This window comes from Epibacterium sp. ABV4_022 (assembly GCF_056159345.1).
Genome location: NZ_JBSWVA010000001.1, coordinates 3846768 through 3871011 on the forward strand (window position 1 = coordinate 3846768; position 24244 = coordinate 3871011).

25 protein-coding genes are annotated in these 24244 nt (G+C 61.9%); 9 read left to right on the forward strand and 16 right to left on the reverse strand.

Features of this window, described 5'->3' with window-relative positions; translation table 11 throughout:
• Positions 1-19 precede the first annotated feature (19 nt).
• Both ACXAF5_RS18195 and ACXAF5_RS18200 read right to left on the reverse strand, forming a co-directional pair.
• Positions 20-745: a GNAT family N-acetyltransferase gene (locus ACXAF5_RS18195; RefSeq protein ID WP_474947654.1), complete on the reverse strand. Its 726-nt coding sequence runs from the start codon at positions 743-745 to the stop codon at positions 20-22.
• Positions 742-1464, reverse strand: a complete 723-nt coding sequence (locus ACXAF5_RS18200; protein ID WP_474947655.1) for a competence/damage-inducible protein A — start codon at positions 1462-1464, stop codon at positions 742-744. The genes ACXAF5_RS18195 and ACXAF5_RS18200 overlap by 4 nt, the downstream gene beginning before the upstream one ends.
• A gap of 123 nt (positions 1465-1587) precedes the next feature.
• Between ACXAF5_RS18200 and sfsA the strand changes: the two genes are divergently transcribed.
• A complete protein-coding gene (gene sfsA / locus ACXAF5_RS18205; protein ID WP_474947656.1) occupies positions 1588-2286 on the forward strand; it encodes a DNA/RNA nuclease SfsA in 699 nt (232 codons plus the stop codon).
• Between the two features lie 9 nt (positions 2287-2295).
• Here the strand turns inward: sfsA and ACXAF5_RS18210 are convergent, their stop codons facing one another.
• Positions 2296-3180 (reverse strand): mechanosensitive ion channel family protein, encoded by an 885-nt coding sequence (locus ACXAF5_RS18210; RefSeq protein ID WP_474947657.1) that lies wholly within the window; start codon positions 3178-3180, stop codon positions 2296-2298.
• Positions 3181-3352: 172 nt separating this feature from the next.
• On the opposite strand from ACXAF5_RS18210, the gene map reads away from it, so the two are divergent.
• Positions 3353-4168 carry a type I methionyl aminopeptidase gene (map, locus tag ACXAF5_RS18215; protein ID WP_239365575.1) on the forward strand — a complete coding sequence of 272 codons (816 nt, stop codon included), beginning with the start codon at positions 3353-3355 and terminating at the stop codon, positions 4166-4168.
• A gap of 39 nt (positions 4169-4207) precedes the next feature.
• Here the strand turns inward: map and ACXAF5_RS18220 are convergent, their stop codons facing one another.
• From ACXAF5_RS18220 to ACXAF5_RS18230, 3 genes are read right to left on the reverse strand one after another with little or no spacing between them, the layout of a single operon-like run.
• Complete coding sequence (locus ACXAF5_RS18220; RefSeq protein ID WP_474947658.1) at positions 4208-4873, reverse strand: HAD family hydrolase; 666 nt, start codon at positions 4871-4873, stop codon at positions 4208-4210.
• 31 nt (positions 4874-4904) lie between these two features.
• The gene (gene rsmD, locus ACXAF5_RS18225; RefSeq protein WP_474947659.1) at positions 4905-5474 is read right to left on the reverse strand and encodes a 16S rRNA (guanine(966)-N(2))-methyltransferase RsmD; all 570 of its coding nucleotides are present in this window, start codon (positions 5472-5474) and stop codon (positions 4905-4907) included.
• Positions 5471-6682: an NAD(P)/FAD-dependent oxidoreductase gene (locus ACXAF5_RS18230; protein ID WP_474947660.1), complete on the reverse strand. Its 1212-nt coding sequence runs from the start codon at positions 6680-6682 to the stop codon at positions 5471-5473. Before ACXAF5_RS18230 ends, rsmD begins: the two co-directional genes overlap by 4 nt.
• A 126-nt stretch (positions 6683-6808) precedes the next feature.
• Between ACXAF5_RS18230 and ACXAF5_RS18235 the strand changes: the two genes are divergently transcribed.
• Positions 6809-7294 carry a redoxin family protein gene (locus ACXAF5_RS18235; RefSeq protein ID WP_474947856.1) on the forward strand — a complete coding sequence of 162 codons (486 nt, stop codon included), beginning with the start codon at positions 6809-6811 and terminating at the stop codon, positions 7292-7294.
• Positions 7295-7346: 52 nt separating this feature from the next.
• Positions 7347-8216: a CHAD domain-containing protein gene (locus ACXAF5_RS18240; protein ID WP_474947661.1), complete on the forward strand. Its 870-nt coding sequence runs from the start codon at positions 7347-7349 to the stop codon at positions 8214-8216.
• 269 nt (positions 8217-8485) lie between these two features.
• On the opposite strand, the gene ACXAF5_RS18245 is transcribed toward ACXAF5_RS18240, so the two are convergent.
• The 6 genes from ACXAF5_RS18245 to ACXAF5_RS18270 all read right to left on the reverse strand — a co-directional run bounded on the left by ACXAF5_RS18245 (position 8486) and on the right by ACXAF5_RS18270 (position 14431).
• Positions 8486-8779, reverse strand: coding sequence for a 4a-hydroxytetrahydrobiopterin dehydratase (locus tag ACXAF5_RS18245; protein ID WP_239322441.1), 294 nt, complete (start codon positions 8777-8779; stop codon positions 8486-8488).
• Complete coding sequence (locus ACXAF5_RS18250) at positions 8776-9963, reverse strand: GNAT family N-acetyltransferase (RefSeq protein ID WP_474947662.1); 1188 nt, start codon at positions 9961-9963, stop codon at positions 8776-8778. Before ACXAF5_RS18250 ends, ACXAF5_RS18245 begins: the two co-directional genes overlap by 4 nt.
• Before the next feature lie 47 nt (positions 9964-10010).
• Positions 10011-10787: a glycerophosphodiester phosphodiesterase family protein gene (locus tag ACXAF5_RS18255; RefSeq protein ID WP_474947663.1), complete on the reverse strand. Its 777-nt coding sequence runs from the start codon at positions 10785-10787 to the stop codon at positions 10011-10013.
• An 8-nt stretch (positions 10788-10795) separates the two neighbouring features.
• Positions 10796-11257 carry a RidA family protein gene (locus tag ACXAF5_RS18260; protein ID WP_239322438.1) on the reverse strand — a complete coding sequence of 154 codons (462 nt, stop codon included), beginning with the start codon at positions 11255-11257 and terminating at the stop codon, positions 10796-10798.
• Between the two features lie 112 nt (positions 11258-11369).
• Positions 11370-12680, reverse strand: a complete 1311-nt coding sequence (locus tag ACXAF5_RS18265; protein WP_474947664.1) for an HlyD family type I secretion periplasmic adaptor subunit — start codon at positions 12678-12680, stop codon at positions 11370-11372.
• Positions 12677-14431 (reverse strand): type I secretion system permease/ATPase, encoded by a 1755-nt coding sequence (locus ACXAF5_RS18270; RefSeq protein WP_474947665.1) that lies wholly within the window; start codon positions 14429-14431, stop codon positions 12677-12679. Before ACXAF5_RS18270 ends, ACXAF5_RS18265 begins: the two co-directional genes overlap by 4 nt.
• A gap of 196 nt (positions 14432-14627) precedes the next feature.
• Between ACXAF5_RS18270 and ACXAF5_RS18275 the strand changes: the two genes are divergently transcribed.
• Both ACXAF5_RS18275 and ACXAF5_RS18280 read left to right on the forward strand, forming a co-directional pair.
• Entirely contained in the window at positions 14628-15389 is a 762-nt protein-coding gene (locus ACXAF5_RS18275) for an MlaA family lipoprotein (protein ID WP_239365531.1), read from the forward strand.
• 2 nt (positions 15390-15391) lie between these two features.
• Entirely contained in the window at positions 15392-15985 is a 594-nt protein-coding gene (locus ACXAF5_RS18280) for an MlaC/ttg2D family ABC transporter substrate-binding protein (protein WP_239322434.1), read from the forward strand.
• 91 nt (positions 15986-16076) lie between these two features.
• Here ACXAF5_RS18280 and smpB read toward each other — a convergent pair whose 3' ends face one another.
• From smpB to ACXAF5_RS18295, 3 genes are all read right to left on the reverse strand, one after another.
• Positions 16077-16553, reverse strand: coding sequence for an SsrA-binding protein SmpB (smpB, locus tag ACXAF5_RS18285; RefSeq protein ID WP_239322433.1), 477 nt, complete (start codon positions 16551-16553; stop codon positions 16077-16079).
• Positions 16554-16654: 101 nt separating this feature from the next.
• A complete protein-coding gene (locus ACXAF5_RS18290; protein WP_474947666.1) occupies positions 16655-17512 on the reverse strand; it encodes a DMT family transporter in 858 nt (285 codons plus the stop codon).
• Between the two features lie 74 nt (positions 17513-17586).
• Positions 17587-18150, reverse strand: coding sequence for a helix-turn-helix domain-containing protein (locus tag ACXAF5_RS18295; protein ID WP_009177349.1), 564 nt, complete (start codon positions 18148-18150; stop codon positions 17587-17589).
• 141 nt (positions 18151-18291) lie between these two features.
• Here ACXAF5_RS18295 and ACXAF5_RS18300 point away from each other — a divergent pair, with 141 nt between their 5' ends.
• Together ACXAF5_RS18300 and ilvD are read left to right on the forward strand one after the other, a co-directional pair.
• Positions 18292-19470, forward strand: coding sequence for a benzoate/H(+) symporter BenE family transporter (locus ACXAF5_RS18300; protein WP_474947667.1), 1179 nt, complete (start codon positions 18292-18294; stop codon positions 19468-19470).
• 137 nt (positions 19471-19607) lie between these two features.
• The gene (gene ilvD, locus ACXAF5_RS18305; RefSeq protein ID WP_474947668.1) at positions 19608-21452 is read left to right on the forward strand and encodes a dihydroxy-acid dehydratase; all 1845 of its coding nucleotides are present in this window, start codon (positions 19608-19610) and stop codon (positions 21450-21452) included.
• Positions 21453-21686: 234 nt separating this feature from the next.
• Here ilvD and ACXAF5_RS18310 read toward each other — a convergent pair whose 3' ends face one another.
• Entirely contained in the window at positions 21687-22505 is an 819-nt protein-coding gene (locus tag ACXAF5_RS18310; RefSeq protein ID WP_474947669.1) for a sulfotransferase family protein, read from the reverse strand.
• Positions 22506-22644: 139 nt separating this feature from the next.
• Here ACXAF5_RS18310 and ACXAF5_RS18315 point away from each other — a divergent pair, with 139 nt between their 5' ends.
• Positions 22645-24222 (forward strand): DUF5928 domain-containing protein, encoded by a 1578-nt coding sequence (locus tag ACXAF5_RS18315; protein WP_474947670.1) that lies wholly within the window; start codon positions 22645-22647, stop codon positions 24220-24222.
• The last annotated feature ends 22 nt before the right edge of the window (positions 24223-24244 follow it).

The window sequence follows — 24244 nt, forward strand, 5'->3', positions numbered from 1 at the left end:
TCAGCGCCCTCCTCCGGCGTCAGCGTTTGATGCGATAGTGGTATTGGCCGACCTCGCGCATACCAAGGCTGGCATAGAGCGCGTTTGCGCCGGCATTGGCACGGGTGCAAATGACCACCAATTCCTCTGCGCTCTGGTCGGCGGCCCAATAGGCGGCCTGCCGCATCATCCAGACCCCGACCCCCTTGCGCCGCTGGTGCGGCAGAACCTCCAGCGCGTGCAACATTGCGATCCCGTCGTGGCAACCGACATAGGCGGTCGCCGCAGGTTTGTCGTCCCACCGGCCGAGCAGGCTGGTCTTGGCGCAGGTCGCACGCTCCATCACAGCGCGGCGCTCGGGGCCGATGCCACCCGCGTCCCAGATCTCGTTCTGGATCGCCAAGGGTTCCCAGACACAAAACGTGGTGACACGCGGAATCTCCACATCCGTGAGGATCTCAGGCGCGCAGGACCAGAGGTTGACCGGATCCATCACCTCATATCCAAGCGCCGCGAGCTGGGTGTCCAGATCGGTCTGACCATCGCGGATCATGAACAGGCGCGACTGGCCGAGGGCCTGCATCTCCGCTTCGGCCTCTGCGATCTGAGCCTCGGTCACCGATCCGTCCACGGTAGCCGCAGAGACACGGCTGCCGCCACCGCCGCCCTCACGCAGGGTGACCGGCCCAAACTGCCGCCGCCGCAAAGCAGGCCAGGTGGCCTCCACGACGTCGTAATATTTCGGATCCGTTGGGCTGTGGTTCACAGACCAAGCTCCCGTGCCAATTCGGTGACGGCGGCATCGATGCGCATACCGTCCGTGCCGCGCACCACCACGTTGGCGCCAAACGCCCCGTCTTTCTGAAACGGGTAGCACCCGATGGAAAGATCGCCGTATTTCTCTGCCAGAGCAGAGAGTGTGGCGGCAATCTCGCCTTCGCCCCGATCCACCCGGAGGGTCTGGCTCAGCAAGGGCTGTCCGCCGGTCAGCGTGGCCAGCACTGTCGCGACCATGGCCTGAAACACCGCGGGCACACCCGCCATGACATGGACATTGCGCAGGCTGAAGCCCGGTGCCCGCGACACCGGGTTGTCGATCAGCTCAGCACCATCGGGGATACGCGCCATGCGCAATCGGGCGTCGTTCAACTCGGCCCCCGTGCGGGCATAATGCTCCTCGAGGATCGCACGGGCATCTGCACGCACGTCGATTTCTGCGCCAAAGGCCTCGGCGATGCAATCGGCGGTAATATCATCATGGGTCGGCCCGATCCCGCCAGAGGTGAACACATGGTCGTAGCTTTCGGACAGGATACGCACCGCCGCGACGATGGCAGGGGCGTCATCGCTGACCACGCGCACTTCCTTGAGGTCAACGCCATGCTTGGTCAGCTCGCCCGCGAGGTAGTGCATATTGGCATCGCGCGTGCGGCCCGAAAGGATTTCATCCCCGATCACAAGCATGGCAGCGGTGGGATTGGGCATGGCGTGTCTCCTGTGGGATTTCCGGGGTCTGGCAAAAGGATAGCCACCCCCGTGGCCGGTGCAAGCAGTTCCCTGCGGATCAGGCTTTGACAGGTGGCAGTTTATGGCCCATCAGCTGGCCTCATGAGATTTGCCACGCCCCTGATCCCCGCGACACTGATCAAACGCTACAAACGCTTTCTGGCCGATTGCCGGCTGGAGGACGGGCGCGAGGTGACGGCCCATTGCGCCAATCCGGGCTCCATGATGGGGCTGGCGGAGCCTGGGATGCGGATCTGGCTGGAGCCCAATGACGACCCGAAGAAAAAGCTGAAGTTCGGCTGGCGACTGGTGGAACACGGCAGCGGCGATTTCACCGGGGTGGATACCTCTGTGCCGAACCGGGCGCTGAAGGCGGCGCTGGAGGCAGGTCAGATCGCCGCACTTGCAGCCTATTCCACCGTGCGGGCAGAGGTGAAATACGGCCAGAACAGCCGCATCGATTTCCTGCTGACGGGCGAGGGACTGCCTGATTGCTATGTCGAGGTAAAAAGCGTGACCCTGTCGCGCCAGCCCGGTCTGGCCGAGTTCCCCGACAGCGTCACCGCGCGCGGTGCGAAACATCTGCGGGAACTGGGCGGCATGGCGGCGGCCGGGCATCGGGCCGTGATGCTCTATCTCGTGCAGCGCACGGATTGCGACCGCTTCGCACTGGCCGGCGATATCGACCCGTCCTATGCCGCCGCTTTTGAAGAGGCGCGCGGGCGCGGCGTCGAACGGTTGGTGATCGGCACCCAGATCACACCCGAAGGCGTGGACGTCGGCCAGCCCTTCGCGGGCTGACCACGTGTCTCAGGCCGCGTCCTGCTGCGGCTCCGGCTCCGGTGCCGCGGGCTGGATGAGGGTGCGGGTCGGGAAGGGGATATCCACACCTTCGGCATCCAGTGCCTCCTTCACCTTGCGGGTCATATCGGCCTTGTACTGAAAATAGTCACCGGCATCGACCCAGACCCGCACCAGGAAATCCACCGAACTGTCATTGAGGGTGCTGACCTGAATGAACGGCTCCGGATCGCTATGCGAGCGCGCGTCCGCCATGATGGTGTCGCGGATGGTGCGCTCGGCCACCGCGAGGTTCGCGCCATAGCCGACACCAAAGCTCCACTCGGCGCGCCGGGTGGGGTATTCGGAATAGTTGGAGATGGTATTGCCCCAGACCTCGGCATTGGGAATGATGACCTTCACGTTCGACAGGTCGGCGAGGACAGTGTTGTTGAGGGTAATTTCCCTGACCGTGCCCATGGTGCCGTTGACGTCAATGAAATCACCCAGCTTGAACGGGCGGAACAGGATGATCATCACCCCTGCCGCCACATTCGACAGCGCGCCCTGCATCGCCAGACCGATCGCCAGCCCCGCAGCACCGATCGCCGCAATGATCGAGGTGGTCTGCACGCCAAAGGTGTTCAGGACAATCAGAATCGCAAAGCCCAGAATACAGTAACGCACCACGTTTCCGAGGAAATGGAACAGGGTTTTGTCCAACCGCGCATGGCTGTCGCTCAGGGCTACGATCCGGCGCTTGGCCCAGGATCCCAGGATGAACCCCACAAAGAGGATGAGCGCAGCGGCGACCACGCTGCCCAATACGCTGGCAAGAAACTCCAGCGTGACTAGATCGGCGAGCGTCCTGCCGCTGTAAATTTCGGTCTGCATTACACTGTCGAGGCTTTCCATGCGGTGCTCCTTGATCCCTGCTTTTCACGTCTTTTCAGCGTGAAAACGCCGGTCAGACGGGAAAGTTCCCCAAAACCCACCCGCAGACAGAAGCGCCCCCTCTGGCCCTTTGGGTCAGAAACGCTTACATAGCGGCAGAGAGACCTGTGAACACGCGACGGAGCATGCCCCGATGAGATCCAAGAACGGCCGCACCACCAAGGATGGCATCCGCATCTACGAGCAGGCCGACTTTGCCGGCATGCACGCAGCCGGTGCCCTGGCGGCGCGGATTCTGGACGACATCGCCGCGCATGTGTTTCCCGGTCAGACCACCGGCGAAATCGACCGGATCATCACCCAGATGGTGGAAGACGCCGGTGCGACCTCCGCGACCATCGGTTACAAGGGCTATCAGCACGCCAGCTGCATTTCGATCAACCATGTGGTGTGCCACGGCATCCCCGGCGACAAGAAGCTGAAGGATGGCGATATTCTGAATATCGACGTCACCGTCATCGTCGATGGCTGGTTCGGTGACACCAGCCGCATGTATGTGGCCGGAAAACTGCCCCGCAAGGCCGAGCGTCTGATCCAGATCACCCATGACGCCCTGATGAAGGGCATCGAAGTGGTCAAACCCGGCAACACCTTTGGCGACATCGGCCACGCGATCCAGTCCTATGCCGAAAGCCAGCGCGTGAGCGTGGTGCGCGATTTCTGCGGCCATGGTCTCGGGCAGGTCTTTCACGCCCCGCCCAACGTCCTGCACTATGGTCGCCCCGGCACGGGTCCGGTTCTGGAAGAAGGCATGTTCTTCACCATCGAACCGATGCTGAACCTCGGCCGCGCCGAAACCAAGGTGCTGGCAGACGACTGGACCGCCGTCACCCGTGACAAATCCCTGTCGGCACAGTTTGAGCACTCGGTGGGGGTCACCGCAGATGGGGTCGACATCTTTACCCTGTCGCCCAGCGGCCGATTCCATCCGACATACGACACGGACTGATCCCTGCCCCGGCGGGGTCGTGCGCAGACGACCCGTGGGTCAATCCAGCCCAAGCCGCAGCGGAAGATCGGCCATGTCGTGAAAAACCTCGGCCCCTTCGGCCACAAGCAGATCACCGGAGTCGTGGGCCGCATAGCCGAAACACTGCATGCCCGCGCGATACGCACCCCGTGCGCCAGTCGCGCTGTCCTCGATCACCACGCACTGCCGGGCTTCCACGTCGAAATGCGCCGCCGCTGCGAGGAAGATGCCGGGGTCCGGTTTTGCGACCTTCATCGTAGGGGCAGAAAACATCGCGTTCGGATGAAACCGATCCCAAAGCCCGTGTGGACCGAGGGTGATCCGCATCTTTTCCTCGCTGCCGTTTGACACCACACAGGTCGGAATGCCGGCCGCATCCAGTCGCTGCAGGACCGTCATGACGCCCGGGATCAGCGGTACGCCCTGCCGCAAGGTTGCATAGGCGGTTTCGTAAACCTCCGCGATCCAGGTCTCCGGCAGGGTTGCCCCCATCTCGGTTGCCTTCTTGGCAACTTCCGGCATCGCAAGCCCCGCAAAGGTGGGCAGGCTGACCTCGGTGGTCATCGCCAGTCCGCGCGACGTGAGATCCTCGGCCAATACCGCATTGAACACCCGCTCGCTGTCGACCAGGACCCCGTCACAGTCAAAGATCACGAGATCGGGGCGCGGATAGGTCTTGGGCATCGGCGGGCTCTTTCCGGGGGGGCTGACTTGATCAGTGCGGTGACACGGGCGCGGCGGCCCAGAGGAGTGTAATATGGGTGTCGCCATATTTGCGACTGTCTTCAAGCTCATAGCCTTCAGGAGGTGGCATCGGAGTGTTTTCCTCCCAGACGATCAATGCGTCCTCGGCCACCCAGCCGCCGGCCCGCGCCACGTCGATCGCCGCCTCGCCCAGCGCCTTGCCGTAAGGCGGATCCAGAAAGATCAGACTATAGGGGGCATCCGGGTTGTCGCCCAGTTTCAACGCGGAACGACGGACAAGCCGCGCACGATCGCGGGCGCGGCAGAGGTCGATGTTCTTGGTGATGAGCCCCTGTGCGACCCGCCCGTCATCGACAAAGGTGACGGACTCAGCGCCGCGCGACAGCGCCTCCAGCCCCAGCGCACCGGTGCCCGCAAATAGGTCAAGCACCCGCGCGCCATCGAAGTCGATCTTGTGAGTAAGGACGTTGAACAGGCTTTCCCGCACCCGATCCGTCGTGGGCCGCAGATGCGCCCCCGCATCCCCCTTGCCGACGCTCGCCAGAGCCCGGCCGCGAAAGTCGCCCGCGATGATCCTCACGCCTTCAGGAGCGGCTTCAGATCCGCCTCCGGGTTGGACACCGTCGCCTTGTCCGCGGTCTTGCCCGCCTCGATCAAGCGTTTGGCCACCATATAGGCGCGCGGATCGTTCATCGCATCCACCGCCACCAGCTGGTCACCCTGATAATACCAGAACGAGACCTGGCGGCCCTCGCCCTGCCGCGTGACGACGGTGTCGTACCCTGAATTCAGCCCGGCGATTTGCAGTTTCACGTCATATTGGTCGGACCAGAACCACGGCGTCGCCACATAGGTTTTCTCCGCGCCAAGCATGTTCTGCGCCACCACTTCGGCCTGGTCGATCGCATTGGGCACGCTTTCCAGTCGAATGCGCTGACCCTTGTAGGGGAAGGAGGCGCAATCCCCCGCCGCCCAGACGGACGGATCAGAGGTGCGCCCGAATTCATCGGTGCGGATACCGTTCTCAATCTCGATCCCCGCAGCCTCCGCCAGCTCGGCGGCAGGCGCGATCCCAACCCCGACCACGACAAAATCCACATCCAACGTGCTGCCATCGCTCAGCACGGCGCGGGTGACCTTGCCCGCCTCGCCTTCCAGATGGTTGAGGCCGATACCTTCGCGGATTGCCACACCGTGATCGCCATGGAGCTGGCGGAAATATTCCGAGGTCTCCGGTGCGGCCACCCGCTGGAGAATCCGATCCGCCATCTCCACCAGCGTCACGGAGACCCCGCGCTTGGCGCAGACCGCCGCCGCTTCGAGGCCGATGTAGCCCCCGCCGACGATCAGCGCCCGTGCCCCTTCCCGGACTTGCGGCGCCATGGCATCGACATCCTTGAGGTCGCGCACAACAAAAACACCGTCGAGATCCCCGCCGATCGAGGCTGGCAGACGACGCGGATGCGACCCGGTGGTCAGCGCCAGCTGGTCATAGGCGATGACCTCATTGCCGATGTGGATTTCTTTGCTTGCCGTGTCGATCGCATCCACCCGCGTGCCCAGACGCAGGGTGATGTTCTGCTCGGCGTAGAAACTTTCGGGGCGCAGAAACAGGCGTTCCAACTCCATCTCCCCCAGCAGATACGCCTTGGACAGAGGCGGGCGCTGGTACGGCAGGGCCTCCTCGGCGCCAATCAGGGTGATGTCACCGTCAAACCCGCTATTGCGCAGCTTGGCCACCAAAGATGCGCCTGCCTGCCCTGCGCCAATCACTGCGATATGCGTCATCTGCCCTCTTGTCTCCTGATGCAGTTCCAGTACCGTCTGCGCAGGACCCTACATGCAGGGCCGGTTGCGACGCAATTGCGCAAAGTCGTCGTGACGTATTTGAAATGAGCACAGAGGATGGACCTGATGATTGCCGTTGGAGACAAGCTGCCCGCCGCCACCCTGACCCGGTTGGGGGATAACGGCCCCGAACAGGTCGAGATTGCCGACCTCGCCAAAGGACGCACCCTGGCGATCTTTGCGGTCCCCGGCGCCTTTACCCCCACCTGCCACTCGGCCCATGTGCCGAGCTTCATCCGCACCAAGGATCAATTCGCGGCCAAAGGGGTCGACGAAATCATCTGCGTCGCGGGCAACGATCCCTTCGTGATGCAGGCCTGGGGCGAGGCCACCGGCGCGACCGCCGCGGGAATCACCATGCTGGCCGATGCCGAGTGCAGCCTGACCGAAGCGCTTGGCATGCGGTTCGACGCGCCGCCCGCCGGATTGATCGCCAGATCGAAGCGCTATGCCATGATCGTCACCGATGGTGAGGTAAAAATCCTGCACCTCGAAGAAAGTCCGGGCACTTGTGAAGTGTCTGCTGGCGAAGCACTGCTGGATGCGTTGTAATCACATCAGATCACGAATACGCCAGCAGACCTAAGGCCTTGAACGAAGACGAATGACCGACGCGCAAAAGCCTGCGATCCACCCCGCCACAATCATGGCGGAGGTTATGGATGAGATCGACGCCGCCCGCGCCTTCGTGGCGCGGGATGATTCCTTTGACAGTGCGCAAGCGCTACGGGTGGCGTTGCGACGCCTGCGCAGCGGGCTGACCCTGTTCCGTCCGCTGCTCCCGCCCGATCACAACAAGGCACTTCTGGAGGAGGCCAGATGGTTGGCGGCCGAGGTCACCCGGCTGCGGGACCTCTATCTGCTCTGGCAGGACACCCTGACCCCGGCGCGGGTTGCGTTGCCCGACAACAGCGCCCTGCAGGCTCTGGAAGAACGGGTGCTCGGCCGGATCGACGCAGAACGCACGGCCTTGCGCGCCTTGCTCGAAGAGAGCCGCGTGCGTGACCTGATCGCCCGTGGTGGCGACATGCGCGATCCCGCCTTCTGGCGCCCGGCGGCGGAGAGCCGTGAGAAACTGGAGACCCTGTGCCTGGAAACGCTGGAGTTGCGGCTCAATCAGGCCATGAAGCATGGCGAAACGCTGAAACGTCTGGACAGCCAGGCCCGTGACAGCTTTCGCAAGAGCCTGCGCAAACTGCGCGCTACGGCAGAGTTTACCCAGGCGCTGTTTGCCTCCAAGAAAACAAAGGCGTTCCTGAAACAGCTGAAGAAGCTTCTGGACTCCATGGTGGCAGCCCGCGACGCCAGTGCAGTTCGGGATCGGCTTGAAGAACTGATGGACGATATGGACGAGGGCTCTGGCGAGCGCCATATCGCACAGGAGCTGATCAAGGCGAAAGAAGCCGGTGTTGGTCTCGACCACAAACGCCTGCAAAAGATGTGGCGCGCAACGGTGGGGCTCCCGCTTCACTAGCACCGTCGGGGCTGTCCGCGCCACGGCACGAGATCTGCCCGCACAACCGCTGCGGGTTTATGCCCTCCTGCCAGCCGCCACAAAAGGCAGCGAGGGGCGCGCTCCCGCCCCTTTCCTCATCAGCCGGAGGCTGCTGCAAAAGCGTTGGGCCCGGCGGGGGCCGCGCCAAAGGCGCGGCCCCCGCCCCCCCCGCGATGCGCAAAGCGCAGCGCAATACCTCTTGCCGCACCTTGGCACCGCGGATTGGGATGCGGCCAGCGCCATTCGTCTCAGACCAGACCATCCATCTTGCGGGCCAGTTTCGCATCCAGAGCGCTGAGCCCCTCCACGTCATGTGTCGTCAACACCACCGTGACGCGGTTGTAGACATTGCTCCATTCCGGGTGGTGGTTCCATTTCTCTGCCCAGATCGCAGCTTTTGTCATGAATGCAAATGCATCGACAAAATCGTCGAATTTGAAGGTCTTGCGGATCGCATCCCGTCCGTCTTCCAGTTGCCAGCCGGTATCAAACAGCGGCTTCAGCAAGGGACCTCGGGTCTCCTCGGAGAGTTTCTCGGTCATTCCTGTTCCTCCACATATGTTCGTTTGAACGGACCATACCGGGTGAGGATCTCGATCTCCTCGTCCACCGCTGCCCGTTCCGCCTCGAGATATTGTTCGACCGCAGCCCGAAAACCGGGATCCGCAATCCAGTGCAGGCTGTGCGTCTCCGCAGGAAGGTAGCCCCGCGCCAGTTTGTGTTCGCCCTGCGCGCCTGCTTCGACCCGCGCCAGCCCCATCTCGATGGCGAGATCGATGGCCTGATAGTAACACAGTTCGAAATGCAGACAGGGATGATGCTCGGCGCAGCCCCAGTAGCGGCCATACAGCACGTCCGCCCCGATGAAGTTCAGCGCCCCCGCAACCGGCACCCCGTCCCGTTCTGCCAGCACCAGCGCCATATCATCCGCCATCGTCTCATGCACGATGTCGAAGAAGGCGCGCGTCAGATAAGGGCTGCCCCATTTGCGGCTGCCGGTATCCTGATAGAACTCCCAGAAGGCGTCCCAGTGTTCCGGTCGCAAATCAGCGCCCGTGTAGGTCTCGATGATACCGCCAAACCCTTGCGCCTGCCGCCGTTCCTTGCGGATATTCTTGCGCTTGCGGGAGGACAATGCGGCAAGGAAGTCGTCAAACGTCTCATACCCGTTGTTCAGCCAATGAAATTGCTGGGTGCTGCGACTCATCAGCCCGATATCGGATCCATTTTTGACTTCGCGCTCGGTGCAAAAGGTCACATGCAGCGACGACAGCTGGTTGTCAGAGGCAAGCTGCACCGCCCCCTGCACCAGCGCGGAGGTTCCGATCTCCTCATACTCCGGACGCACGAGAAACCGCCGCCCCGTCGCCGGCGTAAACGGCACTGCAATCTGCAACTTCGGATAATATCGACCACCGGCCTGCTCGTAGGCATGTGCCCAATTGTGATCGAAGACATATTCACCCTGACTATGCCCCTTGGCATAGAGCGGCGCGCAGGCGATCAGGTCACCTTCGAGATAACAGGCCAGATACTGCGGCTGCCACCCGGTTCCCCGACCGACAGAGCCGCTCTGTTCCAGCGCGCTCAGGAAACGGTGGGTTGTGAACGGATCATAAGGACGACCACCGCGCGCGGCTTCGGGGCAGGCGCAGGCGTCCCAGTCTGACGCATCGATCTGCGACAGGCTGCTCAATACCTGAATTTCCACGCGCGCCTGATCCATTCCGCCTCACACTGCCTCCCCCCTATTTGGGCGCAGGATCGAGCCGATCAAGCACCGAAAGCAGAAAGATAATTTTCAAACGTCACGTTGTCCACGTACCCAGATACGTCTGCCTCCTGCACGGGCGCGCCAATTGTCCAGCACAGCACCGGCACGCCCGACGCCCGCAGCTCCTGCACCCGGGGGCGGCGAACATCTTTAGCCTCATGGCTGACAAAACAGGCGCCCACGCGGTCAAAATCGGGAATGCCCCGCAACTCCAGACATCGGGCGGGCGCCAGGGGGGCCCAGTCGGTCGGGTCAAAGGCGCTGGTGGTGAGACCGCGCGGCATATCCGGCGCCAGGCGCGCCACCTCAGCCATGCTGTGCGGGTTGAAGGACATCAGCGCCACGGGCCCGGGGTAGTCCCGGAGATCCGTGATCGCAGCCGCCTCGAGCTCTCCGACATCGGGTCCCATCTCACCGCCGACGTCCTTCACCTCGACAAGCAGCGGCACCCGCCCCGAAACCAGCTGCAACACTTCGGCAAAGGTCGGAATGGTCTCGTCACGACTGTGGTTCAGCTGGATCCTGGACAGCGCTTGTGCGCTGCGGTCTCTCACCGGGCCATCCTCGGCGGTCAGGCGGTTGAGCATATGGTCGTGAAAGACCATTGCCCGCCCGTCCGATGACACCTGCAGGTCGATTTCAATCCCATACCCAGCCGCGATGGCCGCGCAGATTGCTGCGCGGCTGTTCTCGGGACAGTGGTCTTGCAGCCCATGCAAGGCGCGGTGGGCGATCGGCTGGCGCAAAAAGGCCGCAGGCAGGCATGGGACAGACATGACCGGGGTCAGACCTCGATTTCGAAGACGCCGTCGATTTCGACCGCCACACCAAGGGGAAGCGACGGCGAGCTGACGGCAGAGCGCGCATGCCGCCCGGCATCACCCAGGATTTCGACCAGCAGGTCAGAGGCGCCATTCACGACCTGCGGCTGTTGGGTGAAATCGGCGGTGGAGTTCACAAAGGCCCCCAGCTTGACCACGCGTTTCAGCTTGCCCAGATCGCCACCACACGCCGCTTTGACCTGCGCCAGCAGCGACAGCGCGCAGCGCTTGGCAGCCGCCTGCCCTGCGGCCACATCGAGGTCATCCCCGAGGGTACCGGTGATCAACCCATTTTCGTCGGCAGAGATCTGGCCGGATACATAGACCATGTTCCCGGACACCACGAAGGGCACATAGTTGGCCGCCGGCGCCGGGGCATCGGGCAGGGTCAGACCAAGGGATTGGATTTTGGCGTCAACGCTCATGAGGCGGGCTCCTTTATCAGAATTCAGCAGTCATTGGCGCGGACGCTACAGCGGAAGGCTGCACCGGGAAAGGGACAAATGCGACCCCTTCAGTCAGCTTTCCGCGAACCGCTCAACTCTCGCGGAAGGCCTTCACAAAATAGTCTGCGAGGGGCTTCACCAGATAGGCCAATGGCGAGCGATCTGCCGTGCGAATAAAGCTCTCCACCGGCATGCCGGGGATGAGAACCGTGCCCTCCGGCAAACGATCCATCTCGCCGTCATCCAGCTCGATCTCGGCGCGGTAGTAGGACATCCCGGTGGTGTCATCCTGAAACGCATCGGCCGAGAACAGCGTTACGGTCCCAAAGAGCTCCGGCGTCTGGCGTTGATCCAGGGCGGGCAGTCGAATCGACACCGCCTGGCCGACATGGATCTGGTCGATGTCGGTGGGCGCAACCCGTGCCGCGATCACGAGCGGGCGGTCCTGTGGTACCAGATAGAGCACCGGATCTGCCGGTCGGATCACCGAACGGGGGGTGCGCACGCTCATCCCATAGACAACGCCGGAGACGGGCGCCGTGATGTCCAGTCGTCCGAGCCGGTCAATCAATGACCGTCGCGTCTCGATCAGTTCCAGTTCCTGATACCGCAGGTCACGCAGACGGCTGATCGCCTGCTCCCGCCGCTGCGTGCGCAGCTTCAGGGTTTCGATTTCCAGTTCGGTGATCCGGCCCCGGGCCTGGGCTTCGGAGGCGATCAATTCCCCCAGCGTGCCCTGGAGATTGGCCTGATTGCGCCGCAGGTTCAGCACCACAGATGCCTGCGCAAGCCCGCGATCCAACAGCGACTGCTGGTTGCCCAGCTCCTCCTCGATCAGAACAAGCTGCTCACGCGTGGCGGCCTGCTGGGCCAGCACCCCTGTGATCTGGTCCTCGGTCTGGGCGGCACGCTTTTCCAGCTGCTCCACCTCCCGGCGCACGGACTCGCGCCGGGCCCTGAACAGCCGGTCCTGACCTGCGACCAGCTCAGCCACCTCGGGGCGCTCCCTGGCCAATGCCAGCAGCTCCTCATCAAAGGAGATGTCTTCTGCCTCGTCCCGCTCCGCTTCCAGCCGGGCGCGCCGGGCCATCATCTCGAACAGCTGGCCTTCGGTGATCGTGAGTTGCGAGCGCAGATCCGCCGCGTCCAGTCGCAACAGGGTCTGCCCTTCGGTGACCAGATCGCCTTCGTCCACCAGAATGTCGGCCACCACGCCCCCGTCAATATGCTGGACAACCTGCCGATTGCGGTCGACCTCGATCTGTCCGGAGGCAACGACGGCCCCCGCGATGTTGGAAAACACCGCCCACGACCCGAAGCCCCCCAACAGGACAAGAACCCCAATCACACCGGCGATCAACGACCCGCGCACGGACCAATCATGTGCCTCGCGCCTGCTCATTGCGCGCCCCCCTTGCCGGCTGCGCTGCCGCGCGGTGCGCGTGCCTGTTGAATGTCTCGGTGGTTGGAGACCATCTTGCGCAGGACTTCCTCCTTGGGTCCAAAGGCCGACATCTGCCCCTGCTCGATGACCAGGAGTTTGTCGCATTCCTGGATCGCGGCAGGCCGGTGCGCCATGATGAGAACCGATTTGCCCTGCGATTTCAGATTTTTGATTGCGTTGTTCAACGCGATGGACCCGTCATTGTCGAGGTTGGAATTGGGCTCATCAAGGATGACGATCACCGGGCTTCCGTAAAGCGCACGCGCCAGGCCGATACGCTGCATCTGGCCACCGGACAGACGCCCACCGCCGGCACGGACCGGCGTGTCATAGCCTTCGGGCAGTTTTACGATCATATCATGCGCCGCAGCCGCCTTGGCGGCGGCCACCACGGCCTCTGCATCCGGTTCAGACGCCAGCCGCGCAATATTCTGGGCGATCGTGCCGTCAAAAAGCTGCACGCGCTGCGGCAAATAGCCGATGTGCGCGCCCAACACCGACGGATCATATTGGGACAACGCCGCCCCATCGAGCCGAACCGTCCCCGCTGCCGCCCGCCAGGCCCCCGTCAACACGCGGGCCAACGTCGACTTGCCGGACCCGGACGGGCCGATGACGCCGATCGCCTCGCCGGGCTCCACCCGAAAGGTCACATTGCGCAGCAGGGGCCGGGTCTCTCCCGGTGCGGTCGCGGCGATCGCTTCCACATCCAGCAGAGCACGAGGCTGCGGCAATGCGGTGCGCGCAGGCTCGGGGGGCGTTTTGCCCAGCAGAGTTTCGAGGTTCTGCCACCCTTTGCGTGCACGCTGGACCAACGGCCACTGCCCCAGGCCCAGCTCGATCGGCGCCAGGGCGCGCCCCAGAAGAATGGACCCTGCAATCATCGCCCCCGGACTGACCTCACCCTGAAGGGTCAGATAAGCGCCCAGCCCCAGCATGGCGGATTGAAGGAACAAGCGCAGCGTCTTTGTCAGCGTGCCAAAGCCACCGGTCACATCCGACGCGGTGACACTGTCCGCCAGCGCCTTTCCCCGGGCCGTTTGCCAACGTCGAAACGCCGCCTCTCGCATGCCCATGGCCTGTATCATCTCGGCCTCGTTGCGAATTTCTTCGGATTGCAGCATCGCCCGATGGCCACTGGTCATTGCAGCCCGCCCCGGTGCGGTGCTCAGAAACTGATTCAGGACAGCGATCGCAATGAGCACGCCGCCTCCGCCCAGTGCCAGCAACCCAAGCCAGGGGTGAAACAGCGCAATGCCGGTCAGAAAGATCGGGGTCCACGGCAGATCAAATGCCGCCATCAGAACCGGCGAGGCAATCAGTCTCTGAATGCTTTCAAGATCGCTCAGCCCGGTCTGCGCCTCTGGATCGGTGGCAACCGCCGAGCGCCGGATCATGGCATCAAACACCCGGCGATCAAGTGCCGCCTGAAACCGCGCCGCCACCCGGCGCATCACGCGCCCGCGCACCGCATCCAGCAGCCCCATCATCCCGTAGAGAAACACCACCAGCAATGACAAGGCCACCAGCGTCGCCTCGGACCGGCTGCCCAGCACGCGGTCGTAGACCTGCATCATATAGAGCGGTCCGGTCAGCATCAGAAGGTTCACAAATGCACTCAGACCGGCGACCGCCCAAAACAGGCCCCGGCTCTGGCGGCGTGCGGCCAGAAGTTCCTCTCGCCCCGCGTTTGTAAGTGTATTGTTCATATCGTCCCAGTAGAGCGCGCGTTCATACCCGTTATAGAGTCTCGGTTTCGTTTTCAAAGAGTGACTGGTATCTGTTCCAAATCTGTCACATATAGAAGCTTTGCTGAGGTTTGGTCTGGGATCAGGCTCAGGGATCGCTAATTGACCTCTAGGACTCATGTGGCCCGGCGCCGGTCGCAACTGGAAATTGGTAGGCATGATTGCATTGTTGAAAAAACCCTTAACCGCGCTGGCCCTGTCCGCGGCGGTTCTGACCTCCGCCTGTGCCACACAGGATCCGGCAGCCAAGGCTGCGGGAGAGATATTCGATCCGTATGAGAACACCAACAGATCGATCCACCAGTTCAACAAGGGTCTGGACCGCTATGCGTTCCGTCCGGCCTCCAAGGGGTATGTGGCGGTGGTGCCACCGGATATGGTCACCGCCTTTGGCAATTTTGCCGAGAACCTGTCCAAACCCGGTGATGCGGTCAATTTCCTGCTGCAAGGCAACCTGAAAGGCGCCGGTCAGGCCCTGGGACGTTTTGCCGTCAATACCGTCTTTGGCATCGGCGGGCTCGGCGACCCGGCCTCCGACTTCAAGATTCCCGAAGCGCGCACGGATTTCGGCGAGACCCTGCATGTCTGGGGCGCAGGCGAAGGCGCGTATGTGGAACTGCCGGCCTATGGGCCGTCAACCACGCGCGACGCCGTTGGCATTGTCGTCGATTTCTTCACCAATCCGCTCAGCCAGCTTGAGAACAATCCCGCCGAAGACCTCCAGGTCCCGGCAGAGATCGTGGACCAGCTCGGCAATCGCGGTACATATTCGGACACGATCGACTCGATTCTTTATGACAGTGCGGACAGCTACGCGCAGAGCCGCCAGATCTACCTGCAGAATCGCCGCTTCGAGCTCGGCCAAGAGGACGTCAACTCGGAAATCGATCCGTTCGAACTAGACACCGGAGGGTTCTAACCATGCTTCGCCGCCACTTCCTAGCAGCTCTCGGCGCTGCGGGTGCTGCCTTTGCTGCGCCGCAGCCCGTTCTTGCCCTGAACGAAAACTCCGCCTCGGCCCTCATCAACAGCCTGGTGGGCGACATCAACAACGTGATCGCCTCCGGCAAGTCGGAGCGGGCGATGTATGGCGATTTCGAGCGTATTTTCCAGCGCTACAGCGACACTTCCTATATCGCCGCCTACGCGATGGGTGTCGACGCGCGGCGCGCAACGAACGCGCAGAAACGGGCGTTTTCAAACGCGTTCCAAGGCTATATCGCCCGCAAATACGGCAGCCGCTTTCGCGAATTCATCGGCGGCCGGCTGGAAGTTTCCGGCGTCAAGAAGGTCAAGAGGTGGTACGAGGTTTCCTGCGTGGCGTACCTGCGCGGTCAGTCCCCGTTTGAGGTCACGTTCCACGTCTCCGACCGCTCCGGCAAGGATCTGTTCTTCAACATGTTCATCGAGGGTGTGAACCTCCTGCTGACGGAGCGCACCGAAATTGGTGCGATGATCGACCGCAACGGCGGCGATATCGACAAGATGATCGCGGATCTGAAGAAACTGAGCTGACCCCATCAGATTTCAAATGGCGGAGCCCCGGAAGAGAGATCTTTCGGGGCTTTTCTGCATCGGCGTCCCGGCACCGGTAGCGCCGGGTGTATCAGCCGTGGTCTTTCAGCAGGCGTTGTTTCTGCCGGGACCAGTCTCGCTTGGCTTGCGCCTCGCGTTTGTCGTGGTTCTTCTTCCCTTTGGCGATGCCGATCTTGATCTTCGCCATACCGCGATGGTTGAAATACAGCACCAGCGGCACAAGCGTCATGCCTTTGCGCTGCGTCGCATTCCAAAGGTTCGCCATTTCCTTGCGCGACACCAACAGCTTACGGCGGCGGCGCTCGTCATGCTTGAAGACCTTCGCCTGCTCATAGGGCGCAATGTAGGAGTTCACCAGCCACAGCTCGCCCTCCTCGACCGCAGCATAGGACTCCGCGATATTGGAGCCCCCCGCGCGCAGGGATTTGACCTCGGACCCTTCGAGCACGATGCCGCATTCGAGATCCTGCTCGATGGCATAGTCGAACCGCGCGCGACGGTTTTCCGCTATGACTTTGTAGTTCGGGTCTGTCTTTTGCTTCGCCATGGGGCGCAGATGTAAGTCGCCCTGTCGTCACGCGCAAGATCAACTGAGGCACAAAGCAGGCCCGCGGTGTCGCAAAGAGCGGCCTCAGCCTGCGGTCACGGTTACTTATGACTTCTCAGCAATGTGAAAATACCACTCGCCACCACGACGACAGAGCCAAGGATCGTCATCAGATCCGGACGCTCGCCAAAGACCATGACGCCCAGCGCCATGGCAAACACCAGACGCGTGTAGCGAAACGGCGCCACGACGGAAATTTCCCCCGTCCGCATCGCGCCGGTCAGCGCCATATAGGCCAACACGCCCACACTCACCGCCGCAGCAAGCGCGCCGCTCTGCCCCGCAGTGGGCCAGACCGCGCCACCGGTCCAGATCAACAGGATCGCCCCGGCAATCACCAGCATCGCAAAGCCAAAAATGCCCAGCTGTGCATTGCTCATGGTCTTGGGTGCTGCGCGTGTCGCCAGATCACGGCCCGCAAATCCAAGCATCCCCGCGACCGCCAACAGCGACGTCGCTTCAAAGCCGCTCATTCCCGGACGCAGAATCATCAACACACCGACAAACCCAAGACAGATCGCAAGCCACCGCCGCCAGCCCACCGTCTCGCCAAAAAAAACAACCGCGCCGGCGGTGACCACAAGTGGCGTGGCCTGCAAAATGGCCGAGGCCAACGACAACGGTGCGAGCACGATCGCCAGCGTGAAAAACAGGCGTCCCGAAACCTCGGCCACACAGCGCCACAACAGCGGGCGCGTGCAAAAGCCCGGGTGCCACAAGGAAGCCCCCTGCGCACGCGCCATGACGGCAAAGATCGCCATGCCGCCGAGACCAAAGACAATCAGCACCTGCCCCGTTGGCATCGCGCCCGCTACCGATTTGATGATCATATCCTCGACCGCAAAAGCCGCCATCGCCAGCGCCATCAAAAGGCTGCCACGCAGGGTGTCCCGATCCATAAAAAAATCCCGAAAATGAATGACCTTATCGCCAGTGGTACCCGTGTGAGTGGGCAAAGAACAAGCCCGCGGCGTCAATCTGCCGCGCGGAACAGACCCGCGTTCCGGTAGTGATGCATGTTCAGGAAGGCCGCACCGGTCTCAAGGCTGCGGTACCCATGCGGTTGGTCAGCGGCAAATCTCAGCCCCTGCCCCGGCTCCAACGCAACCCAATCGCCGCCCCGCAGCACTTCCATCCTGCCCTCCAGCACAAAGACCTCTTCGGTCACGCCGCTGTCGTGAGGCTGCGATTCATGGCTTTGGCCGGGTTTCAGGCTGACATGAAACGTCTCAGCCCCTAACTGCGGATCAAAGGGAAAGACGATCTTGACCGAGATACTGCCGGGAAACTGCACCGTGCGATAGACCTCGCCGCTCATTCCCGAGGGGCGCGTACTCTCTTCGATCAGGGCCGTCAGGGGCAGGTGAAATCCTTTGGCGATCTTCCAGAGCGTGGCGATCGTCGGGCTTGATTCGCCACGCTCGATCTGCCCCAACATGGCCTTGCTGACGCCGGTGATCTCGGCGGCACGTGACAGGCTCAACCCCGCGGATGCGCGAATATCCCGCAAGTTCAACGTGATGCTTTCGTCGCTCATGCCACTCCCTCAGCTCCGGGGGGCCAATACTCCACCGCCCGAAATCCACACCAAAAAAGACTTGTGCGTTATAGCGCACGGATTGTAGTGTGCGCTATAACGCACAATACCTACCCCAGCCACCGCCCGAGGAAAACCCGCATGCTGAGCAGATTGAAACTCTCCCATCTCGCTGCGGGGGCGATCGTGGTGCTGGTGGGCTATACGAGTTCCGTCGCGATCATCTTTCAGGCCATCGAGGCGGTGGGCGCGACACAGGCCCAGGCCAACAGCTGGCTGGTGGTTCTGGGGCTCGGAATGGGGCTGACCAGCCTGATCCTGTCGCTGTGGTTTCGGATGCCGATCCTCACCGCCTGGTCGACACCCGGTGCCGCCCTCTTGGCCACTGGCCTAAACGGCGTTCCGATTTCCGAAGCGGTGGGAGCGTTTCTGTTTTGCGGCGCGTTGCTGACACTCACTGGCCTCACCGGTTGGTTCGAGCGCCTGGCCCGACTGATCCCGGACTCGCTGGCCAATGCCCTTCTGGCCGGGATCCTGTTCCAATTTGGGCTTTCGGCCTTTGCTGCGCTCGGCGAGGATGCGGCTCTGGTGGGCATCATGGGGGCGACCTTCCTCGCTGGCCGGGTCATGTTTCCCCGCTACACCATTCCTGCCGTGCTGGTGGCTGGCTGCCTCTGGGCCGGTTTTGCGGGATCGTTTGGCGATCTGGAGGCGCTTGATCTCAGCATCAGCATGCCGGAATTCGTCGCACCAGCCTTCTCGCTCCCTGTTCTTATCGGCGTTGGGCTGCCGCTCTATATCGTCACCATGTGCTCGCAGAACATGCCCGGCGTGGTGACCTTGCGCGGCGCAGGCTACACGCCGCCGGTGTCCGCCAGTCTGACCATCACCGGACTGGCCTCGCTGATCCTTGCACCGTTTGGCGGCTTTGCTTTCAACCTCGCCGCCATCACCGCCGCGATCTGTGCCGGGCCGGAGGCGGATGACGACCCCAAGAGCCGCTATCTGTCCAGCGTGGTTGCAGGTGTGCTATACTATCTCGTGGGTCTCGGCGGCGCGACGGTCATCAGCCTGTTCCTGATTGCGCCCAAAGCGTTGATCGCCACGGTGGCGGGGCTTGCGCTCTTGTCCACCATCGGCAACAGCCTCTCCGCTGCGCTATCCGACAGCCGGGGGCGTGAGGCGGCTCTGATCACCTTCATGATGACCGTCTCGGGTGTCAGTTTCTTTGGAATTGGCGCGCCGTTCTGGGCCTTGCTGATGGGACTTGCGGTGAATCACCTGTTCAATCCATCCAAACCTCAACCCGTACGCGCCTGACCCGCACCCTGACCATCTTTCGCAAATCCACGAAATCCCGACCTCAAGAGCAATTTCGTGACCTCAACCCGCCCCGACATGTTGCCTTTACTGCGCGAATAGTGTCCCTGTGGGCAAAAATATAGGGAACCAGCATTATGCCGATGTACCGATCAAGAACCTCCACCCACGGTCGCAATATGGCGGGCGCACGCGGCCTCTGGCGCGCCACCGGCATGACCGAGAGCGACTTTGGCAAGCCGATCATCGCGATCGTGAACTCCTTCACCCAGTTTGTGCCCGGCCACGTGCATCTCAAGGATCTCGGCCAGATGGTGGCCCGCGAAGTCGAATCCGCAGGCGGTGTTGCCAAGGAATTCAACACCATCGCGGTCGATGACGGCATCGCCATGGGTCACGATGGGATGCTCTACTCGCTGCCCTCCCGCGAAGTGATCGCCGACAGCGTGGAGTATATGGTCAACGCCCATTGCGCCGATGCCATGGTCTGCATCTCCAACTGCGACAAGATCACGCCGGGCATGATGATGGCAGCCATGCGCCTCAACATTCCGGTGATTTTCGTCTCCGGCGGCCCGATGGAAGCGGGCAAGATCGACATCGAATCCCTTGATGCAAAAAAGGTCGACCTCGTCGATGCGATGGTGGCCGCCGCCAGCGACAAGCTCACCGACGAAGAGGTGCTGCATATCGAGGAAAACGCCTGCCCCACCTGCGGTTCCTGCTCGGGCATGTTCACCGCGAACTCGATGAACTGCCTGGCTGAGGCGCTGGGTCTGGCATTGCCCGGAAATGGCTCCACACTGGCAACCCACGCGGACCGCAAGCACCTGTTCCTTGAGGCCGGGCGCAAGATCGTCGAGATCACCAAACGCCACTACGAGCAGGACGAGAAGGGGCTATTGCCACGCGAAATCGCCACCTTTGAGGCTTTCGAGAACGCCATGAGTCTCGATATCGCCATGGGCGGTTCCACCAATACGGTGCTGCACCTCCTCGCGATTGCCCACGAGGGCAAGGTGGACTTCACGATGCAGGACATCGACCGCCTCAGCCGCAAGGTGCCGTGCCTGTGCAAGGTCGCGCCCAATACTGAAAACGTCCATATGGAGGACGTTCACCGCGCCGGAGGGATCTTCTCGATCCTTGGCGAATTGAGCCGCGCCGATTTGCTGCATAACGACGTCTCGACCGTGCACAGCCCGACCATGGGCAGCGCCATCGCCAAATGGGACATTGCCGTCGCCAACAACGCCGAGGCCGAAGAGCTGTTCAAGGCCGCTCCCGGTGGTGTACGCACAACGCAGGCCTTCAGTCAGGACAACCGGTTCAAAGATCTCGACACCGACCGCAAAGGCGGCGTCATCCGCGCCAAAGAACATGCCTTCAGTCAGGACGGTGGTCTTGCCGTGCTATTCGGCAACATCGCGCTGGATGGCTGTATCGTGAAAACCGCCGGTGTGGATGCCTCAATCCTGAAATTCACCGGCACCGCCTATGTCTGCGAGAGCCAGGATCAGGCGGTGAATGACATCCTGACCGGCAAGGTCAGCGCAGGCGACGTGGTGGTGATCCGCTACGAGGGGCCGCGCGGCGGGCCGGGCATGCAGGAAATGCTCTACCCGACGTCCTATCTGAAATCCAAAGGGCTCGGCAAAGAGTGCGCCTTGCTCACGGATGGGCGTTTCTCCGGCGGCACCTCCGGTCTCTCGATCGGACATGTCTCGCCAGAAGCTGCCGAAGGCGGCACCATCGGTCTGGTCGAGCATGGCGACACCATTGAAATCGACATCCCCAACCGTTCGATCCATCTGGCGGTGGATGAGGCCACTCTGGCCGCACGTCGTGCCGCGCAGGATGAAAAAGGCTGGAAGCCCGCAGCAAAGCGCAAGCGCAAGGTTTCCACCGCGCTCAAAGCCTATGCGATGCTTGCCACCTCGGCCGCCAAAGGTGCGGTACGCCAGGTGCCCGAAGACGAGTAAGGCGCTCCTTTGATGCAACACAAAAGGCCCCTCGCGATCTGCGTGCAGGGGCCTTTTTGATTGGACTGCTTCCCCTGCGACGCAGGTGCGTGATCAACACCCCGCTTGATCTGCTAAAATGTCACCTCGCAACAAAGCGCACGCCGGGCGTCAGCCCGGCGCTGGGCCCAACGGGACCAGATCATTTCAATGATCGCAGGACGGGCGGGAGCACACCCGCCTCTGAGACTTTAGTTAATCGCCTAGTTTGGCGTGCAGCTCATCAAGGTCGATCTCACCAATGGGCATTTTATTGGCCGGGTTCTCAAAATCATATTTGAAAACCTCAAAGTCGCGCTTGTAGATCTCATAAACCAGATGCATCGACAGATCGTCGAAGTAATCCTCGACCGGATGGGCGCGCTTGGGGCCGTGACCTTCACTCTCGTTGAACCGCGGGATCGACGCCAGGTCTACCGCATGCGGTGTCTCAACCGCGTCGAGCACATCCTGCATGCCGTCGTTGAACCTCTCAGTCCAGATCACCTTGTCGTAGCGCCCGCCATTCACGATGAAGGTGGACACATGACCCGAGGCCGCTGACCAGTGGATGTCCGGATCCATCGGACGGCGCCAGCGGATGGTATCGCGCGCAAACAGCAGAAAGCGCCGAAAGCTCTTGATCTGGTCGAACTCCTCTTTGCCGTCCTCGCCACCGACCTCGATGCCGTATTCGAACATCAGTTTCGGCACCAGATTTCCCCGATAGCGTTTGCCATTGCGCTGGATGCCACAGATCTTGTCGAAGAAAGAACTCAGAATGCGGGTGTAGGGATTGCGCACGCAGGTGAAGGCATAAGTTGCGTGCCCCTTCACATTCGTCTCGATCCGCGGCTTGCTGGCGTCCTGCGCCCATTTGTGCAGCCCGGCGGTCGCGTCATGGATGTCCCCGTCAAAGAACCGACCGTGATCGGAGTAGAACATGATCTGACCGATCGTGGAACACGCACATTTCGGCACCACGCGGTACACCACGCTTTCGCTTTCTGTCATCCAGGTGCCTGGAAATCCCATCTTTCAGTCGCTCCCCCGCGTCACTCTTCCGGCAAGAATGCCCCAGGTGATCGCATTTGCAAAACAATCTGGTTTATTCAGCCCTTGTTCCTCTTTATCAAGGAAACAATCCGACAAAACAGGGTATTGCGTCCCGGACATGGCAAAAATCGCCTATATTCTGCTCTGCCACAAGGATCCGGAGGCTATCATTCAGCAGGCCGAGCGGCTCACCGCGACCGGAGACTGCATGGCGATCCACTTTGATGCACGGGCAAAGGCGCGGGATTATCGCGCCCTGCGCGACGCGCTGGACGACAATCCCAACGTGACCTTCGCCAAGCGGCGGGTGAAATGCGGTTGGGGCGAGTGGTCTTTGGTCCGCGCAACCCTGAACACGCTTCATACCGCCGTTGCGGAATTTCCCCGCGCCACCCATTTCTACATGTTGTCCGGCGATTGCATGGCGATCAAAACCGCCGAATATGCCCATGCCTTCCTCGACCGGCAGGACAAGGACTATATCGAAAGCTTCGATTTCTTCGACAGCAACTGGATCAAGACCGGCATGAAGGACGACCGGCTGATCTACCGGCATTACTTCAACGAACGCACGCAGAAGCGACTGTTCTACGGCTCTTATCAAGTGCAGAAATCTCTGGGGCTGACACGGGCCATTCCCGCCGACATCCAGGTCCAGATCGGCAGCCAGTGGTGGTGTCTGCGCCGGCGCACGGTCGAGGCGATCCTGACCATGTCCCGCCAACGGCGCGACGTGATGCGCTTTTTCGCATCGACCTGGATCCCCGATGAGACGTTTTTTCAGACACTCGTGCGGCACTTGATCCCGGAAGAGGAAATCGAATGCCGGACGTTGACCTTTCTGCTGTTCAGCGACTACGGCATGCCCGTGACGTTCTACAACGATCACTATGATCTGCTGCTGAGCCAGGATTTCCTGTTCGCCCGCAAGATCAGCCCCGATGCGCGGGAGCTCAAGACCCGTCTGGGCCGGCTGTATGCCGCACATGACGTGGAGTTCCAGATCTCCAACGAGGGGCGCAATCTCTACACCTTCCTGACGGAACGCGGTCGCACGGGGCAGCGGTTTGCGCCCCGGTTCTGGGAAACCGAAAGCAGTCTCGGACGGGAACGGGAATTGCTGATTCTGACCTGCAAGAAATGGCACGTCGCCAAACGGATGCTGGACCAGATGCGTGCGCTGACCAACACGCCTGTCATCGAATACCTGTTCAATGAAGAAGGTACGCCGCTGCCGGATCTTGGCGGCATTCAACGCACGCTGGAAAAACGCACGCGCCATCGGCGGGCGTTGATGCGGATGCTGTACGACTATTACGAAACCGACCGGCTGATGATCTGCCTGGATCCATCAGCACTCGACCTGATGCACGACTTCTTTTCCGACCGGTCGCATACCCGCCTGTTGCGGATTGATTGCGAGTTTTCAGATGATTACCTGATCGGCCATGCGCATCGGGTCGGACTGGCAGGCGAGCATACCCCGCCCGCAACCCTGGAACGTCTCCTGCCCACGATCCGCAACGACATCGCCAGCGAGGTCGACCAGATCCGCGACGCAGGGTTTGAACGCCACTGGTCGGTGCAGGAGCGCGCCACGGAACTGGACAATGCCCGCGCCATTGCCCAATTCCTTGACGTGACGCAGGACACGGCCCTGGAAGTGGCGCGCACACCCTATTTGTTCGCCGACTGATTTGTTCGCCGACTGGTCGCTC

Bases quoted from the DNA above. Each gene is read 5' to 3' on its own strand.
- ACXAF5_RS18200 (WP_474947655.1), bottom strand. From the start codon at position 1,464: ATGCCCAATCCCACCGCTGCCATGCTTGTGATCGGGGATGAAATCCTT.
- sfsA (WP_474947656.1), top strand. From the start codon at position 1,588: ATGAGATTTGCCACGCCCCTGATCCCCGCGACACTGATCAAACGCTAC.
- ACXAF5_RS18210 (WP_474947657.1), bottom strand. From the start codon at position 3,180: ATGGAAAGCCTCGACAGTGTAATGCAGACCGAAATTTACAGCGGCAGG.
- map (WP_239365575.1), top strand. From the start codon at position 3,353: ATGAGATCCAAGAACGGCCGCACCACCAAGGATGGCATCCGCATCTAC.
- ACXAF5_RS18220 (WP_474947658.1), bottom strand. From the start codon at position 4,873: ATGCCCAAGACCTATCCGCGCCCCGATCTCGTGATCTTTGACTGTGAC.
- ACXAF5_RS18230 (WP_474947660.1), bottom strand. From the start codon at position 6,682: ATGACGCATATCGCAGTGATTGGCGCAGGGCAGGCAGGCGCATCTTTG.
- ACXAF5_RS18235 (WP_474947856.1), top strand. From the start codon at position 6,809: ATGATTGCCGTTGGAGACAAGCTGCCCGCCGCCACCCTGACCCGGTTG.
- ACXAF5_RS18240 (WP_474947661.1), top strand. From the start codon at position 7,347: ATGACCGACGCGCAAAAGCCTGCGATCCACCCCGCCACAATCATGGCG.
- ACXAF5_RS18245 (WP_239322441.1), bottom strand. From the start codon at position 8,779: ATGACCGAGAAACTCTCCGAGGAGACCCGAGGTCCCTTGCTGAAGCCG.
- ACXAF5_RS18250 (WP_474947662.1), bottom strand. From the start codon at position 9,963: ATGGATCAGGCGCGCGTGGAAATTCAGGTATTGAGCAGCCTGTCGCAG.
- ACXAF5_RS18255 (WP_474947663.1), bottom strand. From the start codon at position 10,787: ATGTCTGTCCCATGCCTGCCTGCGGCCTTTTTGCGCCAGCCGATCGCC.
- ACXAF5_RS18260 (WP_239322438.1), bottom strand. From the start codon at position 11,257: ATGAGCGTTGACGCCAAAATCCAATCCCTTGGTCTGACCCTGCCCGAT.
- ACXAF5_RS18265 (WP_474947664.1), bottom strand. From the start codon at position 12,680: ATGAGCAGGCGCGAGGCACATGATTGGTCCGTGCGCGGGTCGTTGATC.
- ACXAF5_RS18270 (WP_474947665.1), bottom strand. From the start codon at position 14,431: ATGAACAATACACTTACAAACGCGGGGCGAGAGGAACTTCTGGCCGCA.
- ACXAF5_RS18275 (WP_239365531.1), top strand. From the start codon at position 14,628: ATGATTGCATTGTTGAAAAAACCCTTAACCGCGCTGGCCCTGTCCGCG.
- ACXAF5_RS18280 (WP_239322434.1), top strand. From the start codon at position 15,392: ATGCTTCGCCGCCACTTCCTAGCAGCTCTCGGCGCTGCGGGTGCTGCC.
- smpB (WP_239322433.1), bottom strand. From the start codon at position 16,553: ATGGCGAAGCAAAAGACAGACCCGAACTACAAAGTCATAGCGGAAAAC.
- ACXAF5_RS18290 (WP_474947666.1), bottom strand. From the start codon at position 17,512: ATGGATCGGGACACCCTGCGTGGCAGCCTTTTGATGGCGCTGGCGATG.
- ACXAF5_RS18295 (WP_009177349.1), bottom strand. From the start codon at position 18,150: ATGAGCGACGAAAGCATCACGTTGAACTTGCGGGATATTCGCGCATCC.
- ACXAF5_RS18300 (WP_474947667.1), top strand. From the start codon at position 18,292: ATGCTGAGCAGATTGAAACTCTCCCATCTCGCTGCGGGGGCGATCGTG.
- ilvD (WP_474947668.1), top strand. From the start codon at position 19,608: ATGCCGATGTACCGATCAAGAACCTCCACCCACGGTCGCAATATGGCG.
- ACXAF5_RS18310 (WP_474947669.1), bottom strand. From the start codon at position 22,505: ATGGGATTTCCAGGCACCTGGATGACAGAAAGCGAAAGCGTGGTGTAC.
- ACXAF5_RS18315 (WP_474947670.1), top strand. From the start codon at position 22,645: ATGGCAAAAATCGCCTATATTCTGCTCTGCCACAAGGATCCGGAGGCT.